Raw genomic sequence first — 16,530 nt, 5'->3', positions numbered from 1 at the left:
CGGACCCCCTGAGGGGTCCGCTCCGCTACGCCGAAGGCTAGGAGAAGTCGCGCGCAGACCTCTGCAGCATCTCGAGCCACTGTTCCCGTGCGGCCAGCGCCTCCCGGGCGGAGGCGATCTTCTTCGCGTTCCCCGCCCGTTCCGCGTCCGCGAGGTCGTCCCTGAGCTGTGCGATGGTCGCCTCGAGCTGGCTGAGCGCGCTGTTGGTGCGTGCCTTCGTCTCGGGATTCGTCCTCGTCCAGTGCTCATCGTCGGCCGCCTTCACGGCATCCTCGACCTGCCGGAGTCCGGCATCCATCCGGCCCATGTCGGCACGCGGCACCTTGCCGGCCTCGTCCCAGCGGTCACGGACGGACTGCAGCGCCTTCTTGGCCGCGGCGACATCCCTGATCGGCAGGATCTGCTGGGCCTCCTTGAGCAGGGCCTCCTTGATCGTGAGGTTGCCGGCGTACTCCTCATCCACGGCTTCGTTCGCGGACTTGCGGGCCTCGAAGAAGCGGTCCTGGGCTGCACGGAACCGGGCCCACAGGGCGTCGTCGTCCTTGCGGCTGGCGCGCTTCGACGCCTTCCACTCGTCCATCAGGTGGCGGTACTCGGCGGCGGTCTGGCCCCACTCCGTGGAGGTCGAGAGCTGCTCGGCGCGGGTGATGAGCGCTTCCTTCGCCTGCTTCGCCTCCGCGTTGTCGCTGTCGAGCTGGGAGAAGTAGGCGCGGCGGTGGCGGTCGAAGACCGTCCGTGCGGATCGGAACCGCTTCCAGAGCGCGTCCTCCGTGCCGCGTCCGAGCCTGGGTCCGTTCTTCTGCGCGGCCTTCCACAGCTCGAAGAGCTCGTTCATGCGCGTGCTGCTGGCTTTCCACTGCACCGTGGAGGGGTCGCGGCCGGCGAGCTCCTCCGCCTCGGCGACGATCGACTCGCGGGCGGCGAGCTCCTTCGCCTTCAGGGCGTCCTGCGCTGCCCGCTCCGCCTTCTCCAGGCCGCCGACGGCTTCGAGCAGGGCGTCGATCCGCGCCTCCAGCGCGACCACGTCGCCGACCATCTTCCGTTCACCGACCTGCGCGCGCAGGTGCTTGGCGGTCTTCGCCATGTCCGACGACGGCGCCTTGACCTGGACGCGCTGCTCCAGCAGCGCCACCTGGCTCACGACGTCGTCGTACTTGCGCACGAAGTAGGACAGTGCTTCCTCGCGGGTCGCATCGGGGTACTGGCCCACGGGGTGCTCGACGCCGTCGACCACGAGGAAGACGTGGCCGTCCTCCTCGACACGCGCGAACTTCCCGGCCTCCTCGAGGGAGGTGCTGTGGGCGGGGGGTGCCGCCAGGGGCTGGGCGGCCTTCTTCAACGGTCGGGGCGCCATGGCCGTGGGCAGCGGCGCACGGGATGCGGCAAGGCGGGGCGAGGGCGTGCTCAGCGGAGCTGGCTCGGGCGCGAGCGGAACCGACGGCTCGGCTGCGGGGGTGTCCGTCGAGCGCTCGTCGGCGTCAGTGCCTGCTGGTGCGGCGGCGGCAGCCGGCGCGTCGGCCGGTGAGGAGGCCGGGGATGTCGTCGGGGTGGTACCGTCCGACCGCTCGTCGGGTTCGTCCTGGTCGGGGGAGTCGGCGTCTGCCGGTGCCTCCGATGCTCCGCCCATGGGTTCCGACGTGTCCGGCACGGCCGATGCTTCCGCCTCCGCGGTTCCGGCGGCGTCCGCCTGGGCTGCATCGACCTCCGCAGGGGGCAGTTCCGTGTGCTGGGCTCCGGTCACACCAGGGGCGCCGGCTGCGGGCGTGAAGGTGCCATCGCCGGCCTCGGCGTCCTGCTGCGTGTCCTGGCCGATGGTCGTTTCGTCGGATTGCTGACTGTCTGTCACCGCTAGAAGTCTTTCGCTCGTCGGATGGCCGTGAGCAACGCCGGGGCCATTTCATTCAGGGGGGAGCCCATCGGCCCGGCCGGTCGGGGGACGGGGAAGCCCGTCCAACGAGTTTCCTCTGCATCCACCGATCGCCGGAGCAACGCGGAACCTGCCCTGAGGTTACTTTACCCACTGGGTCCCGATCCGCGTCATGGCGCGGAACGCCGCATTCCGTCGAGCGGCCGTACCCGCACCCCATGGACCCGCTTTTTCCGCGGACCCCCGGCGGGACCTAGGATTGAGGCCGCAGAACCGGTCCGCCGCGCCGCCCGTGACGGCGGAGACCGGCCCCCAGCAGGAGGAGACCCATCCCATGGCCCGCAAGGCTTCACTGTCCGGCTTTCCCGAATGGCTCCCGGAGGAGCGCCTGATCGAGCTCCACGTGCTCGGCGTGCTGCAGCGGACGTTCGAACTGCACGGCTTCTCCAGCATCGAGACCCGCGCGGTCGAGACCGTGGAGCACCTGCTGCGCAAGGGCGAGATCGACAAGGAGGTCTACGCGGTCTCCCGTTTGCAGGCCGATGAGGCCACCGCCTCCGAGAGCGGGCTCGCACTCCACTACGACCTCACCGTCCCGTTCGCGCGCTACGTCGTGGAGAACGCCGGGCACCTCGCCTTCCCGTTCCGCAGGTTCCAGATCCAGAAGTGCTGGCGCGGGGAGCGCCCGCAGGAGGGCCGCGCCCGCGAGTTCACGCAGGCGGACATCGACGTCGTGGGCGACGGCGTCCTGCCGTTCCGGTACGACGTCGAACTGGCCCTCGCCGTCGTGGAAGCCCTCGGCGCCCTGCCGATCCCGGACTTCACGCTGCGCGTCAACAACCGGAAGCTCGCAGAGGGCTTCTACCGGGCGATCGGTCTCGAGGACACCGCGGCGGTCCTGCGGAGCATCGACAAGCTCGAGAAGATCGGTCCCGAGAAGGTGGGAGCGCTGCTCCGTGACGAGGTAGGAGCGGACGACGAGCAGGTGCGCCTCGCCCTCGACCTCGCCGGCATCCGCACCGCCGACACGTCCTTCGTGGAGCAGGTCCGCGCGCTGGGAGTGACGAACGAGCTCCTCGAGGAGGGACTGGAGGAGCTGCGCCAGGTGGTCGGAGAGGCGTCACGGCGGGCACCGGGCCGCGTGGTCGCGGACCTCAGCATCGCCCGCGGGCTCGACTACTACACCGGGACCGTCTACGAGACGGTCCTCAACGGCCACGAGGCACTCGGGTCCATCTGCTCCGGCGGCCGCTACGACGCCCTCGCCCGCAAGGGAAGCCGCACCTTCCCCGGCGTCGGGCTGTCCATCGGGGTCACGAGGATCGTCTCGCGCATCCTCAGCCAGGGGTTCGCGACGGTCTCCCGGTCCGTCCCCACTGCCGTGCTCGTGACGCTCGCCGACGACGACGCCTGGTCCGAGGCGCAGGACGTCGCCGCGGCGCTGCGGAGCCGCGGCATCCCCGCGGAGGTGGCGGCGAGCGCCGAGAAGTTCGGCAAGCAGATCAAGTTCGCCGACCGCCGCGGCATCCCCTTCGTGTGGTTCACGTCGTCGGAGGGCGCGCACGAGGTCAAGGACATCCGGTCCGGTGAGCAGACCGCCGCCGATCCGGCCTCCTGGGCGCCGCCCGAGACAGACCTCCGCCCGGTGGTCGCCACGGCCTGACCCGGCAGCGGCCGTCAGGCCCGTCGGCGACGCCTCAGCACGACGGCGCGGGCGACGAGTCCGACCGCCAGCACGGCCAGCATCGTGAGGACCGACATCCCAGGGAGGGTGAAGGCGAGCAGGAGGCACGCGGCCGCGCCCACCAGGTTGAGCCAGCGCGGTGCGTACCACTGCCGGTCGGTCAGCGTGAATGCCGCGATGTTCGCGACGGCGTAGTACACCAGCACGCCGAAGCTGGAGAACCCGACGACGATCAAGACGTCGGTCGCGAGCAGCAGGACCACCACGACACCGGCCGTCGCGATGTCCGCGACCCAGGGGACGGCATGCCGTGTGGAGATCCTCGCCAGCACCCGGGGAAGGTCGCCGCCGCGGGCCATGGCCAGGCTCGTGCGGCCCACGCCCGCGATGAGGGCGAGCAGCGCACCGAGGCTGGCCAGCGCCGCGGCGATGGTGACGACGGCACCGGCGCGACCGGTCGAGCCCTCTCCCGGCACGGCAGCATCGATGACCTCGCGTAGCGGTGCCGTGGTCCCGGCCAGACCGGCGGGCCCCAACGCATGCAGGAGGGACAGCGCCAGCAGCACGTAGAGCACGAGCGTGAACCCGAGGGCGCCGAAGATCGCCGCAGGGATGTTCCGGCCCGGGTTCCGGACCTCCTCGCCCATGGTGGCGATGCGCGCGTACCCGGCGAACGCGAAGAACAGCAGGGCTGCGGCCTGCAGGACGCCCCCGACGCCCGCGGGCCCGGACGCACCCTGGTCCGCGACCGCGGGGGAGTCGAACGCCACGACGATCACGAACGCGAGGACGGGCACCACGATCGAGACGATCACGCGCGTCGCGAGAGCGGTGCGGGTCACCCCGAAGAGGTTGACGACCGTCAACCCGACGACGGCGGCCACCGCGGCGGCCTTCGCGGCACCGGGCGCGGCGTAGACCCCGAACGTGAGGGCCATGGCTGCGCAGGACGCCAGCTTGCCGGTGACGAACCCCCAGCCGGCGAGGAACCCGGGCCAGTGACCGAGCTGCTCGCGCCCGTACACGTAGGTGCCGCCGCTGGAGGGATACCGGACGGCGAGGGACGCCGTCGCCGCCGCGTTGCAGTAGGCGACGAAACCGGCGATCACGACGGCGAGGGGCAGCAGCCCACCGGCGGCGGCGGCGGCCGGGGCGAAGACCACGAACGCGCCCGCGCCGATCATGGCGCCGACCCCGACGGTCGTGGCGTCGAAGCCGCCCATCGCTCGCCGCAGTGCCGGTTGCTGCGCCATGGCGCTCCTCGAGGTAGGGCCCGGATGGGGCTGAGGTCGGAATCGGGACAGGACCGGGCGAGCGCGGCAGGCCGCTGGTCGCCTGTCCGGGCGGTCGAACCGGGACCGGTAATGTTGATGGCGTTCAAGCCAACTCTAGGCAGGTGCTTCCGGAGCCTGCGACTCATCTGACACATCTGTGGGAAGGAATGCTGTGCTCCGCACGCATGAACTCGGCTCCCTTCGGCCCGAGCACGTAGGACAAACGGTCACGCTGGCAGGGTGGGTGGCCCGCCGCCGAGACCACGGCGGGGTTGCGTTCCTCGACCTCCGTGACGCGTCCGGCGTCGCCCAGGTCGTGGTGCGGGAGGAGGACGTGTTCTCCAGCCTGCGCAACGAGTACGTCCTGCAGATCGTCGGCGCCGTGCACCAGCGCCCCGAGGGCAACGAGAACCCCGCCCTCGCCACGGGTGCCATCGAGGTCATCGCCGATACCGTCACGATCCTCAACACCTCGGACCCGCTGCCGTTCCAGATCGACGAGCACGTCGAGGTCGGCGAGGAGGCGCGCCTGCGCCACCGCTACCTCGACCTCCGCCGTCCCGGCCCCCAGGCCAACCTGCGCCTGCGCTCCGAGGCGAGCCGGGTGGCACGCGAGCTGCTCCACAAGGACGGCTTCGTGGAGATCGAGACGCCCACCCTGACGCGCTCCACACCCGAGGGTGCCCGCGACTTCCTGGTCCCGGCGCGGCTCGCCCCGGGCTCCTGGTACGCCCTGCCGCAGTCGCCGCAGCTCTTCAAGCAGCTCCTGCAGGTGGGCGGCTTCGAGAAGTACTACCAGCTCGCCCGCTGCTACCGCGACGAGGACTTCCGCGCCGACCGGCAGCCCGAGTTCACGCAGCTCGACATCGAGGCGAGCTTCGTGGAGGAGGACGACATCATCGCCCTCGGCGAGCAGCTGGTCTCCGCGCTGTGGAAGCTCATCGACGTCGAGATCCCCCTGCCCATCCGCCGCATGACCTACGCGGACGCCATGGCGAAGTACGGCTCGGACAAGCCCGACCTCCGCTTCGGGCTCGAGCTCACCGAGCTCACCGAGTTCTTCAAGGACACCGGGTTCGGCGTCTTCAAGGCGCCCTACGTCGGCGCCGTCGTCATGCCGGGCGGCGCCTCGCAGCCGCGCCGCCAGCTCGACGCCTGGCAGGAATGGGCCAAGCAGCGCGGAGCCAAGGGCCTCGCCTACGTCCTGATCGACGACGACGGCAGCCTGCGCGGACCCGTGGCCAAGAACCTGACGGACACCGAGCGGGAGGGCCTGGCCGCCGCGACCGGTGCGAACCCGGGCGACTGCATCTTCTTCGCGGCAGGTGACCACGCGTCCTCACGCGCCATCCTCGGCGCGGCCCGCGTCGAGATCGGACGGCGCACGGGCCTCGTCAAGGAGGGCGACTGGGCCTTCGTATGGGTGGTCGATGCTCCCATGTTCGAGCCGGCGTCCGCCGCGGTGGCGGCCGGCGACGTCGCGGTCGGCGGTGGCGCGTGGACGGCCGTGCACCACGCCTTCACGTCCCCGAAGCCCGAGTTCCTCGACAGCTTCGACACCGACCCCGAGAACGCCCTGGCTTACGCCTACGACATCGTCTGCAACGGCAACGAGCTCGGTGGTGGATCCATCCGCATCCATCAGCGGGACGTCCAGGAGCGCGTCTTCGCCGTCATGGGCCTCGGCGCCGAGGAGGCCCAGGAGAAGTTCGGCTTCCTGCTCGAGGGCTTCAAGTACGGGGCGCCTCCCCACGGCGGGATCGCGCTCGGCTGGGACCGCGTGGTCTCCCTGCTCGCGGGGACGGACTCGATCCGCGACGTCATCGCCTTCCCGAAGTCCGGCGGCGGCTACGACCCGCTGACGGCCGCGCCCGCGCCCATCACACCCCAGCAGCGCAAGGAGGCCGGCGTCGACGCGAAGCCGAAGGCCGACGGCGCCCCGAGGACCGAGGGCTGACCGGCCCTTCCACCCGGCAGTACGCAGGGACGGCGGGCGCGGAGCAACCGCGCCCGCCCTCGAAGGGCGGGACACCCCAGGGTGTCCCGCCCTTCGGGCGTCGTCCGGCGCGTATCGCTCTCGGACGAATTGTGACCTCCGGGCGGCGTGTGCCTGTGCCCTGTGAAATAATCGGCCCAGTACGTGCTCCGGGGTCGGTGTAAGTCCGAACCGGCGGTGATAGTCCGCGACCCGCCTGATGTTCCGCACCCGCGGAGCAGGGGCGGTTGAGCCGGTGGAATTCCGGGACCGACAGTCAAAGTCTGGATGGGAGAAGCACGAACAGCAGGGGTCCGCCGCTGCCCTCCGTCGGGCTGCGGTCCCGTCGTGGTACCACAGCGGCAGGGCATCCCTCCTCCTGCCATTTCCCGGAGCCGTCGTATCGGCAAAGGAACGGCATGGACTTTCTGCAGTGGCTCTTCGAGGCCCGCATCCCCGTTGGCAACGGCTCCCTCCTGCTCCGCGAAGTGGTGGGCAACGTCTTCGGCCTGCTCAGCGCCCTGGGCGGCATGCGCCGCCGCGTCTGGGCCTGGCCGGTCGGCATCATCGGCAACCTCCTGCTCCTGACCGTGTTCCTCGGGTCCCTGTTCGGCGCCGCGAGCGCCGCCAACCTGCTGGGGCAGGCCGGGCGCCAGGTCATGTTCATCGCCGTCTCCGTCTACGGGTGGCAGCAGTGGCGGGCGAGCCGCCGGCAGGGCGGACAGGCCGTGACGCCGCAGTGGGCCGGCAGGCGGGCGCGGATCGGCATGGTCGGGTTCATGGTCATCGGCACCCTGGCCCTGACCCCGCTGTTCCGCGTGCTCGGCTCCTACGAGCCGGTGTGGGCCGATGCCTGGACCTTCGTCGGGTCGCTGCTCGCAACCTACGGCATGGCGAAGGGCTGGGTGGAGTTCTGGCTCGTCTGGGTAGCCGTCGACGTCGTGGGCGTGCCGCTGCTCTTCAGCGCCGGTTACTACGCCAGCGCCTTCATGTACGTGTTCTACGGTGGGTTCACGCTCGTCGGCTTCTTCATCTGGGCGCGCGCCCAGCGCACCGCGAAGCCCAGCATCGAGACGCTGCTGCCGGATCCGACGCTGCGCTGACCGTCCGATCGGCAGCCGCCGTCGTCCACTGCCCGGCGCCCGGACCCCGGGGGGCCGCGGACGCAGCACCCCTCAGCGCCCGAGGACGGCGGCAGCCGGAGGCGTCCGTCACACCGTCCGATCCGCGTGACCGTACGGCTCCGCCGAGCCGATAGCCTAGGGAGCGTGAAAACCTTTGAATCCCTGTTCGAGGAACTCAGCGCGAAGGCCGCCGAACGCCCTGCCGGCTCGCGGACCGTCGCCGAGCTCGACTCCGGCGTGCACGGCATCGGCAAGAAGGTCGTCGAGGAGGCCGCCGAGGTCTGGATGGCCGCCGAGTACGAATCCACCGAGGACGCCGCGGAGGAGATCTCCCAGCTGCTCTACCACCTGCAGGTGCTCATGCTCGCGAAGGGTCTCACGCTGGAGGACGTCTACAAGCATCTGTAGCCGCGCCGGCGCATCCCGCCCGCGGCTCCAGCCCGCCACCTCCTCCTCCACCGAAAGACTCCCATGCTCCGTGTAGCAGTCCCCAACAAGGGCGCCCTCTCCGAGGCCGCCTCGTCCATGCTCGCCGAAGCCGGCTACCGCCAGCGCCGCGACTCCCGCGAACTCGTGCTCGTCGATCCCGAGAACGAGATCGAGTTCTTCTTCCTCCGTCCCCGCGACATCGCGGTGTACGTCGGGTCGGGCACGCTCGACGTCGGCATCACCGGCCGTGACCTCTTCCTCGATGCGCAGGTGAAGGCCGAGGAGCTCCTGCAGCTCGGGTTCGGCGCCTCCACGTTCCGCTTCGCCGGACCCGTGGGCGACTTCACCGCCGTCGAGCAGCTCGAGGGCAGGCGCCTTGCGACCAGCTACGAGGGACTCCTCAGGGACTACCTCGCCGAGCGTGGCATCAGCGCCGACGTCGTCCGGCTCGACGGCGCTGTAGAGTCCTCGGTGCGACTGGGCGTCGCCGACGCGATCGCCGACGTCGTCGAGACCGGCAGCACCCTGCGCGCCGCGGGCATGGAGATCTTCGGTGAGCCGATCCTCCAGAGCGAGGCCGTGCTGATCGGCCGGGCCGGCGTCGAGGCGCCCGCAGGCCTCGACGTGCTGCTGCGCCGCCTGCAGGGCGTCCTCGTGGCACGCCAGTACGTGATGATGGACTACGACATCCGCACGAACCTCGTCGACGAGGCCGCGGCCCTGACGCCGGGGCTCGAGTCGCCGACGATCTCCCCGCTGCGCGACTCCGAGTGGGTCGCGGTCCGCGTGATGGTCAAGCGCACCAAGACCAATCGCATCATGGACGAGCTGTACGAGCTCGGCGCGCGCGCCATCCTCGTCAGCACCATCCACGCCTGCAGGATCTAGGACCGGCCATGACCGTCGCGATCCGCGTCATCCCGTGCCTGGACGTCGACGCCGGGCGCGTCGTCAAGGGCGTCAACTTCGCCGACCTGCGCGACGCCGGCGATCCGGTGGAGCTCGCGCACCGCTACGACCGTGCCGGCGCCGACGAACTGACCTTCCTCGACGTCACCGCGTCCTCCGGCAACCGCGAGACCACCTTCGACGTCGTCGCTCGCACCGCTGAGGAGGTCTTCATCCCGCTGACGGTGGGCGGGGGAGTGCGCGAGGTCTCCGACGTCGACCGTCTCCTGCGCTACGGCGCGGACAAGGCGTCCATCAACACCGCCGCCGTGGCGCGGCCGTCCGTCATCGACGAGATCACCGGGCACTTCGGGGCCCAGGTGCTCGTGCTCTCCCTCGACGCGCGCCGTACGCGCGATGACAGCACGCCGTCGGGGTTCGAGGTCACCACGTACGGGGGACGCAAGGGGACGGGGATCGACGCGGTGGCCTGGGCGAAGGAGGCCGCGGACCGGGGCGTGGGGGAGATCCTGCTCAACTCGATCGACGCAGACGGCACCAAGGAGGGCTTCGACCTCGAGCTCATCCGGGCCGTCCGTGCTGCCGTGGGTGTGCCGCTGATCGCCTCCGGGGGAGCGGGCAAGCCGGAGCACTTCCCTCCCGCGGTGCAGGCCGGCGCCGATGCCGTGCTCGCCGCGTCGGTGTTCCACTTCGGTCCTACGGACGCCATCGCCCAGGTCAAGGCCGCCATCCGCGACGCAGGGTTCCCCGTCCGGTAGGTCCCTCCGGCCGGCTGGGGCGCCCGGCGCAGCAGCTCAGAGCCGCTGCGGCGTTCCCACCGGTCATTCCGTGCGGATCGAGAAGGACCTCAGAGGCCGATGTCGGCGCTCTCGAGCAGGGCGACGGCGTCGGGCTGGCCCTCGAAGGTGACCAGGGCCTGCCGGCGCCGACCGTGGGCGTGCATCAGCAGCTCGCCGGGATCGCCGACGATCGCCACGGAGACCGGTGCGCGCTTGGCGACGTGCCGCGGCCCCTCCGGCCGCACCAGCACGACGCCGAGATCCACCCCGCGGTAGAGGATGGCTGCGCGCTTGACGAGTTCCTCCCACAGGGCGTCGGCGTAGTCCTCGTCGAGTGCCCGGGGCGCCCATCGGGTGGTGGCGCGGCGGACGTCCTCGGTGTGCACGAAGTACTCGATGAGGTTGGCGCTCCTGTCGATCGAGTTGATGCGCATCGGCGAGAGCGCGGACGGTCCGGCCAGGAAGCGGTTCACCAGCGCCTCGTACCCGGCGGGAGATGCCGCACGCTCGGCGGTCTCCCGGATGGCACGTTCGGTCACGGACGCGAACCTCCGCACGACCATCCCCACGCCGAGCGTCGGCTTGTGCTCCCGCAGGTAGAGGTGCGCGGCGAGATCGCGGGTCTGCCACCCCTCGCACAGCGTAGGGGCGTCTGGGCCGGCCGCCAGGAGCGTCTCGGCCAGGACTTCGCGGGACGGGGTCACGTAGTGCATCACTGCTGAAAATAGCATGCTGCGCGCAGGCGGCGGCAGGTCAGGACGCGAGTCGGCGCGACCGCACTAGAATCGAGGTGATGCCTTCCTCCACAACGTCCCCGCACGAGTCCGAAACCGCTGCCCGGCTGCCCGGCGAGGAGCGTGCCGCTCTCGATCCGGCGATCGCCGAAGCCCTCAAGAAGGACGACGCCGGCCTCGTCGCCGCCGTCGTCCAGCAGTACGACACGCTGGAGGTGCTCATGCTCGGCTGGATGGACGAGGAGGCCCTCCGGCGCACCCTCACCAGCGGCCGTGTCACCTTCTATTCGCGGTCCCGCGCGGAGTACTGGCGCAAGGGAGACACCTCCGGTCACCGGCAGTGGGTCCGGAGCGTGGCCCTGGACTGCGACGGCGACGCCCTGCTGGTCACCGTCGACCAGGAAGGCGCGGCGTGCCACACCGGCACCAGGACCTGCTTCGACGGGCGCGCCCTGCCCGCCGTGACCGCCGACCGTCCCGCCCCGGAAGGATCCTGACCCGATGCAGCAGCTGGGTACCATCAGCCCCACCCTCGAGGAGTTCCGCGCGTTGGCCGAGGCGCGCCGCGTGGTGCCCGTGCACCTGAAGGTCCTGGCGGACGCTCACACGCCGATCGGCATCTATCGCAAGCTCGCAGCCGGGCAGCCGGGCACGTTCCTCATGGAATCGGCGGCGGTCGGCGGCGTCTGGTCGCGTTACTCCTTCATCGGGTCGCAGTCCCGCGCCACCCTCACCACGCGCGACGGCCAGGCGCACTGGCTGGGCGAACCGCCCGCCGGCGTGCCCGTGGGCGGCGACCCGGTGGAGGCCCTGCGCCTCACGGTGGAGGCGCTGCGCACCGAACGGTTCCGGGACCTCCCTCCCTTCACCTCCGGCATGGTCGGTTTCGTCGGCTGGGAGGCCGTCCGGCACTGGGAGCGGCTCACGAGCCCGCCCGAGGACGACCTCCTGTTGCCCGAGCTCGCGATGTGCCTCGTCTCGGACCTCGCCATCCACGACAACTCGGAGGGTTCGCTCACGCTGGTCGCCAACGCCATCAACTTCGACGGCACCGACGAGCGCGTCGACGAGGCGTGGCACGACGCCGTCGCGCGTGTCCGTGCGATGCTCGCCAAGCTCGTGGCGCCCGCCGAGCTCGCGGTGTCGGTGATGGCCGGGGACGCCCCGACGGCCGACCAGTCCATGGACCGCGTCCGCGAGTCCTGGTTCGAGCCCGACTACCTGAGGGCCATCGAGCGCGGCAAGCGTGCGATCGTCGACGGCGACGTCTTCCAGGTGGTGATCAGCCGACGCTTCGAGATCGAGTGCGATGCCTCCGCCCTGGACGTGTACCGGATCCTGCGCACCACCAACCCGAGCCCCTACATGTATCTCTTCAGCCTCGAGGACGCCGACGGTCGGGGCTACTCGATCGTGGGCAGCTCGCCGGAAGCCCTTGTGACGGTCACGGGCGACGAGGTCATCACGCATCCCATCGCCGGTTCGCGGCCCCGGGGGAGGACCACCGAGGAGGACCGCGACCTCGCCGTCGAGCTCCGCGCGGACACGAAGGAGAAGGCGGAGCACCTGATGCTCGTCGACCTGGCCCGCAACGACCTCTCCAAGGTCTGCCTGCCCGGCAGCGTGGACGTCACCCAGTTCATGGAGGTGGAGAAGTTCAGCCACATCATGCACCTGGTGTCGACCGTGGTCGGGCGGCTCTCGCCGGCGAAGAGCGCGTACGACGTCCTCGCCGCGACCTTCCCCGCGGGGACCCTCTCCGGTGCCCCCAAGCCCCGGGCCCTGCGCCTCATCGACGAGGTGGAACCGCACCGGCGCGGGATCTACGGCGGCGTGGTCGGCTACCTCGACTTCGCCGGCGACATGGACATGGCCATCGCCATCCGCTCGGCCCTGCTGCGGGACGGCAAGGCCTACGTGCAGTCCGGCGGTGGTATCGTCGCCGACTCCGTGCTGGAAGCGGAGGCCATCGAGACGGTCAACAAGGCCGCAGCGCCCCTGCGCGCCGCGCTGACGGCGGCCGGGCTGCGGCCGGCGACGGCGGACGGCGTCGACGCCACGGCGGCGGACGCCCCGCTGGACGGAGCCACACCGACGGCGCAGGGCACCCAGCCCGCCACGGCGGACGTGCCGTGAGCACGGTCGGCACCGCGGGGCACCCGGACCGCGGCCGCTCCACCCGGCGCGGCATCGTGGTCCTCGGCATCGTGGTCATAGCGCTCCTGGCGTTCGGCTCGACGACGCAGACCTGGCTCACGGTGCGCCTGCCCCAGGACGCCGTCCAGACACCCGACCTCACCATCCCCGGCAGCGACGCGGCGACCCCCGTCACGGCGTTCGCGCTCGTCGCACTGGCCGCGGCCCTCGCCGTCTCGATCGCGGGGCGCGTGGCCCGCTGGGTCGTCGCGGTGATCCTCGTGCTGTCCGGCATCGGGATCACGTTGTCCAGCCTGACGGTCGCCCTCGATCCGTCCGCCGCCGCGGAGCCTGCCATCGGCGCGGCCATCGGGGTCAGCGGCGACGCGGGAGCCGAGGTGACCGGCAGCGCGATGCCGTGGCTCGCCGTCGCCTCCGGCGTCCTGCTGGTCCTGGCCGCGGCGTGGGTGATCCTCGCCGGCCGGACGTGGGGCGTCAACAGGCGGTACGACGCCGGGGCGTCACGCGCGGTCCACCCGCCCCCGGGCAGCGGCCAACCCGGCGCCCCGCTGCCGTCGACCGGAGACGTGGCCCCCGGCGTCGTGCCGGACGGGCCTGAAGGCATCGACGGACCCGATGCAGCAACCACGGATGCGCCGACGGGCGATGCCGGGACCTCCGATGCTGCTGAGCAGGACCGCAGTGGAGCGGATGGTGCGGGGCCCTGGGATCCCGGACAGCCCTCGAAGCGCGGAGCCAGGGCGAGCAGTCACGCCGATGAGATCGACAGCTGGGACGAGCTCTCGCGCGGCAACGACCCCACGCGCTGACGCGCAGGCCGTCGTCGATCGACACCCGCAGTGTCGCGCTCGATGGGACGGCCGGGCATCCCTCGTCGGCATCCGCAGGGGACTTCCGGCATCCGCAGGGGAGATCCGGAGGAGCAACGCGGTGGACGCCTCGACGATCGGACGTCAGCCCACCCGGCGGTAGCGGACGTGGGTGGCCAGTGACGAGTGCAGCACCTCGACCGGCTGGAATCCGAACTCTCCCGTGCCGTCGAATATCCGCTCGCCGGAGCCGAGCAGAACGGGCGCGATGTCGAGCGTGAGTTCGTCGACGACCCCGGCCGCGAGGGCCTGCCGAACGGTGGAGGCGCCGCCGGCGATGTCCACGCCGTTCCCGCCGGCCGCTGCCCGGGCCTGTGCGAAGGCGGCGTCGAAACCGTCGGTGACGAAGTGGAAGGTCGTTCCGCCCGCCATCTCGACCGGCTGCCGCGCGTGGTGGGTGAGCACGAATACGGGCGCATGGTACGGCGGTTCGGGCCCCCACCAGCCGAGCCAGTGGTCGTCCCACTCGCCGCGGATCGGTCCGAACATGTTGCGGCCCATGACGTACGCGCCGCGCGGCCGCATCAGCCAGCTGCCCGCGATCGCGTCGGCCTCGTTGGCGCGCCCGTCGCCGAGGTGCCACAAGTGCAGCTCCATGCCCCGCCGGCCGAGCGGGTGGTCGCGGCTCTGATCCGGCCCGGCCACGAAACCGTCGAGCGAGATCGACATGTGGCAGGTGGTGTCCGGCATGCGCAATCCCTTCGACGGTGCCCGTGACGGGCAAGCGGTCGCCCGCACTCTACCGGGGAGCGGTTGCCCCCGGGAAGAAGTGACCCGGCCTGCTGACGTGCCGGCCGTCAGCTCGGCCGGTCGCGCTTCGGACGATAGGTCCGCCCGAAGCTGCGTTCCGCGCCCTCATAGGTCTGCACGAGCTCCCAGTCGTAGCGGCGCCCGCCGGGTACGTCGAAGATGCGGGTACCGTCCCCGAGGAAGACCGGGGCGACGAAGACCTGCAGCTCGTCGATGAGGTCGTGCTCGAGGGCCTGCCGTGCGATGTCGGCACTGATGATCTGGATGTCCCCGCCGCCGGCGATGGCGCGGGCGCGCTCCACCGCCTCCACGATGCCGCAGTCCAGCGCGATGATCGACGGATCGTCGGCGATCTCCTGCGGGCGGTGCGTGAGGATGAACTCGGTTCCCGACCAGGCGCCGCCGTATGCCTCCGCGGTCATCTCGTCCCGCTCGTCCCGCTGGGCGCGAGCGGCGTCGTACCCGGCCCTGCCGGCGATGATGACCGAGACCTCACCCGCCAGGCGTTCGGTCAGCCCGTCCGCCACCGGTTCCCCGGCGGCAAGCCAGCTCATGTCATGGCCGGGTGCGGCGATGAACCCGTCGATGGAACACGTGAATCCCCAAGCGACCTTGCCCATGATCGTCCTCACTCCGTCGGAAGCGGATGCCCTGACGCTGGATGGTACGCGACGTGCAGCCGGAAGGGGACAGGGGACCATCGGTGCTGCCGCCCGACCGCGCGAGCACCGGTCCCGGCCCGGCGTCCCGCATTCCGCCGCGCCGACCTGTAGATGGCAGAATGGAACGAGACCCGTTCGAAGGAGATTTCCCATGGCATCCGAGACCCGCAACACCCCCGCCAACCACGCCCAGATGGGCGACGAGACGATCGGTCACGGCAACAGCCCTGCAGCCTGGACCTGCGTGCTGATCATGCTGGCCGGTGCGGCCGTGGCCTCGTTCGCGTTCATCCTGGCCAGCACGGAGGGCAACAAGGACTTCGGGACCGTACTGTTCTGGGCCGGGATCGGCGTCATGTTCGTGGGACTGATCGTCGGATTCATCCTGCGCAAGATCGGCTACGGCGTGGGTGGATCCAAGCTCAAGAAGAACGCGCACTAGATGACCGTCCTCGACGAGATCATCGAAGGCGTCCGCGAGGATCTCGCGGAGCGCCGCCGTGTCCGGCCGCTCGAGGACGTGCGCGCGGCGGCCCTCGGGTCCCGCCCGCCCATCGATGCCTTCGAGGCGCTCGGTGCGGGCCAGGGGGGCTCGCTGGCCGTCATCGCGGAGGTGAAGCGCAGCAGCCCGTCCAAGGGCGCACTGGCGGACATCCCCGATCCCGCAGCTCTTGCCGCGTCCTACGAGCGGGGTGGCGCGGCGGTCATCTCCGTGCTGACCGAGGAGCGGCGCTTCGGTGGTTCGCTCGCCGACCTCGACGCCGTGCGGGACGCGGTGGACATCCCCGTGCTGCGCAAGGATTTCACGGTGGACGAGTACCAGATCTGGGAGGCACGCGCCCACGGCGCCGACGTCGTCCTCCTGATCGTCGCCGCGCTCACGGACGAGCAACTCGCCGCGTTCCTCGCGCTGACACACCAACTCGGGATGAACGCGATCGTCGAGACGCACACGGAGGACGAGGTGCGCCGCGCTGTCGCCGCCGGGGCCTCCATCATCGGCGTGAACGTCCGTAACCTGAAGACGCTGGAGATCGACCGCGGAGTGTTCGCCCGGCTGGCGCACCTCGTCCCGTCCGGGACGGTCGTCATCGCCGAGTCGGGAGTGCGTGACGCCGGTGATGTCGGTGACTACGCCGGCAGCGGTGCTCACGCCGTCCTCGTGGGGGAGGCGCTCGTGCGCCACAACGACCCCGCGGCGACGATCGACGCCTTCCGGCAGGCAGGCCGTGCGGCCCGGACCGCCGGCGCGGGGGCGCGAGGCTGAGACGGACCTCCCTCGGCGCCGCGGCGCAGAACCGGGGCGGACAGGCGCCA

The 16,530-nt window shown here is 71.1% G+C and carries 16 protein-coding genes and 1 riboswitch; of the genes, 11 read left to right on the top strand and 5 right to left on the bottom strand.

The window, feature by feature from the left end; genetic code table 11:
• Positions 1–37 precede the first annotated feature (37 nt).
• Positions 38–1,627 (bottom strand): DUF349 domain-containing protein, encoded by a 1,590-nt coding sequence (locus ACX80N_RS10390; RefSeq protein WP_105030576.1) that lies wholly within the window; start codon positions 1,625–1,627, stop codon positions 38–40.
• Positions 1,628–2,201: 574 nt separating this feature from the next.
• On the opposite strand from ACX80N_RS10390, the gene hisS reads away from it, so the two are divergent.
• Entirely contained in the window at positions 2,202–3,530 is a 1,329-nt protein-coding gene (gene hisS / locus ACX80N_RS10385; protein WP_459339479.1) for a histidine--tRNA ligase, read from the top strand.
• Between the two features lie 14 nt (positions 3,531–3,544).
• Here the strand turns inward: hisS and ACX80N_RS10380 are convergent, their stop codons facing one another.
• Complete coding sequence (locus tag ACX80N_RS10380) at positions 3,545–4,804, bottom strand: APC family permease (protein ID WP_459339335.1); 1,260 nt, start codon at positions 4,802–4,804, stop codon at positions 3,545–3,547.
• Between the two features lie 193 nt (positions 4,805–4,997).
• On the opposite strand from ACX80N_RS10380, the gene aspS reads away from it, so the two are divergent.
• The 5 genes from aspS (at position 4,998) to hisF (ending at position 10,020) form a co-directional block, all read left to right on the top strand.
• The gene (gene aspS, locus ACX80N_RS10375; RefSeq protein ID WP_459339334.1) at positions 4,998–6,782 is read left to right on the top strand and encodes an aspartate--tRNA ligase; all 1,785 of its coding nucleotides are present in this window, start codon (positions 4,998–5,000) and stop codon (positions 6,780–6,782) included.
• A gap of 180 nt (positions 6,783–6,962) precedes the next feature.
• A riboswitch (FMN riboswitch) is annotated at positions 6,963–7,104 on the top strand.
• A 115-nt stretch (positions 7,105–7,219) separates the two neighbouring features.
• Positions 7,220–7,903, top strand: a complete 684-nt coding sequence (gene pnuC / locus ACX80N_RS10370) for a nicotinamide riboside transporter PnuC (protein ID WP_459339333.1) — start codon at positions 7,220–7,222, stop codon at positions 7,901–7,903.
• Positions 7,904–8,068: 165 nt separating this feature from the next.
• Positions 8,069–8,332, top strand: coding sequence for a phosphoribosyl-ATP diphosphatase (locus ACX80N_RS10365; RefSeq protein WP_105030423.1), 264 nt, complete (start codon positions 8,069–8,071; stop codon positions 8,330–8,332).
• Between the two features lie 63 nt (positions 8,333–8,395).
• Entirely contained in the window at positions 8,396–9,241 is an 846-nt protein-coding gene (gene hisG / locus ACX80N_RS10360; RefSeq protein WP_459339332.1) for an ATP phosphoribosyltransferase, read from the top strand.
• Positions 9,242–9,249: 8 nt separating this feature from the next.
• Positions 9,250–10,020, top strand: a complete 771-nt coding sequence (gene hisF / locus ACX80N_RS10355; RefSeq protein ID WP_459339331.1) for an imidazole glycerol phosphate synthase subunit HisF — start codon at positions 9,250–9,252, stop codon at positions 10,018–10,020.
• Positions 10,021–10,109: 89 nt separating this feature from the next.
• Here hisF and ACX80N_RS10350 read toward each other — a convergent pair whose 3' ends face one another.
• Positions 10,110–10,754, bottom strand: coding sequence for a TIGR03085 family metal-binding protein (locus ACX80N_RS10350; protein WP_459339330.1), 645 nt, complete (start codon positions 10,752–10,754; stop codon positions 10,110–10,112).
• Positions 10,755–10,834: 80 nt separating this feature from the next.
• Here ACX80N_RS10350 and hisI point away from each other — a divergent pair, with 80 nt between their 5' ends.
• From hisI to ACX80N_RS10335, 3 genes are read left to right on the top strand one after another with little or no spacing between them, the layout of a single operon-like run.
• The gene (gene hisI / locus ACX80N_RS10345; RefSeq protein ID WP_459339329.1) at positions 10,835–11,272 is read left to right on the top strand and encodes a phosphoribosyl-AMP cyclohydrolase; all 438 of its coding nucleotides are present in this window, start codon (positions 10,835–10,837) and stop codon (positions 11,270–11,272) included.
• A gap of 4 nt (positions 11,273–11,276) precedes the next feature.
• Positions 11,277–12,911 carry an anthranilate synthase component I gene (locus ACX80N_RS10340; RefSeq protein ID WP_459339328.1) on the top strand — a complete coding sequence of 545 codons (1,635 nt, stop codon included), beginning with the start codon at positions 11,277–11,279 and terminating at the stop codon, positions 12,909–12,911.
• Entirely contained in the window at positions 12,908–13,741 is an 834-nt protein-coding gene (locus ACX80N_RS10335) for a Trp biosynthesis-associated membrane protein (protein WP_459339327.1), read from the top strand. The genes ACX80N_RS10340 and ACX80N_RS10335 overlap by 4 nt, the downstream gene beginning before the upstream one ends.
• Before the next feature lie 144 nt (positions 13,742–13,885).
• Here the strand turns inward: ACX80N_RS10335 and ACX80N_RS10330 are convergent, their stop codons facing one another.
• Together ACX80N_RS10330 and ACX80N_RS10325 are read right to left on the bottom strand one after the other, a co-directional pair.
• On the bottom strand, positions 13,886–14,491 hold the full coding sequence (locus ACX80N_RS10330) for a dihydrofolate reductase family protein (protein WP_459339326.1): 606 nt from the start codon (positions 14,489–14,491) through the stop codon (positions 13,886–13,888).
• A 107-nt stretch (positions 14,492–14,598) separates the two neighbouring features.
• Positions 14,599–15,171: a dihydrofolate reductase family protein gene (locus ACX80N_RS10325; protein ID WP_459339325.1), complete on the bottom strand. Its 573-nt coding sequence runs from the start codon at positions 15,169–15,171 to the stop codon at positions 14,599–14,601.
• A gap of 193 nt (positions 15,172–15,364) precedes the next feature.
• Here ACX80N_RS10325 and ACX80N_RS10320 point away from each other — a divergent pair, with 193 nt between their 5' ends.
• Together ACX80N_RS10320 and trpC are read left to right on the top strand one after the other, a co-directional pair.
• Positions 15,365–15,655, top strand: coding sequence for an HGxxPAAW family protein (locus ACX80N_RS10320; RefSeq protein ID WP_105030783.1), 291 nt, complete (start codon positions 15,365–15,367; stop codon positions 15,653–15,655).
• Entirely contained in the window at positions 15,656–16,480 is an 825-nt protein-coding gene (gene trpC, locus ACX80N_RS10315) for an indole-3-glycerol phosphate synthase TrpC (RefSeq protein ID WP_459339324.1), read from the top strand.
• Positions 16,481–16,530: the final 50 nt, after the last annotated feature.

This window comes from Arthrobacter sp. MDT2-16 (genome assembly GCF_054510925.1).
This window is presented reverse-complemented; position numbering and strand designations above follow the sequence as displayed.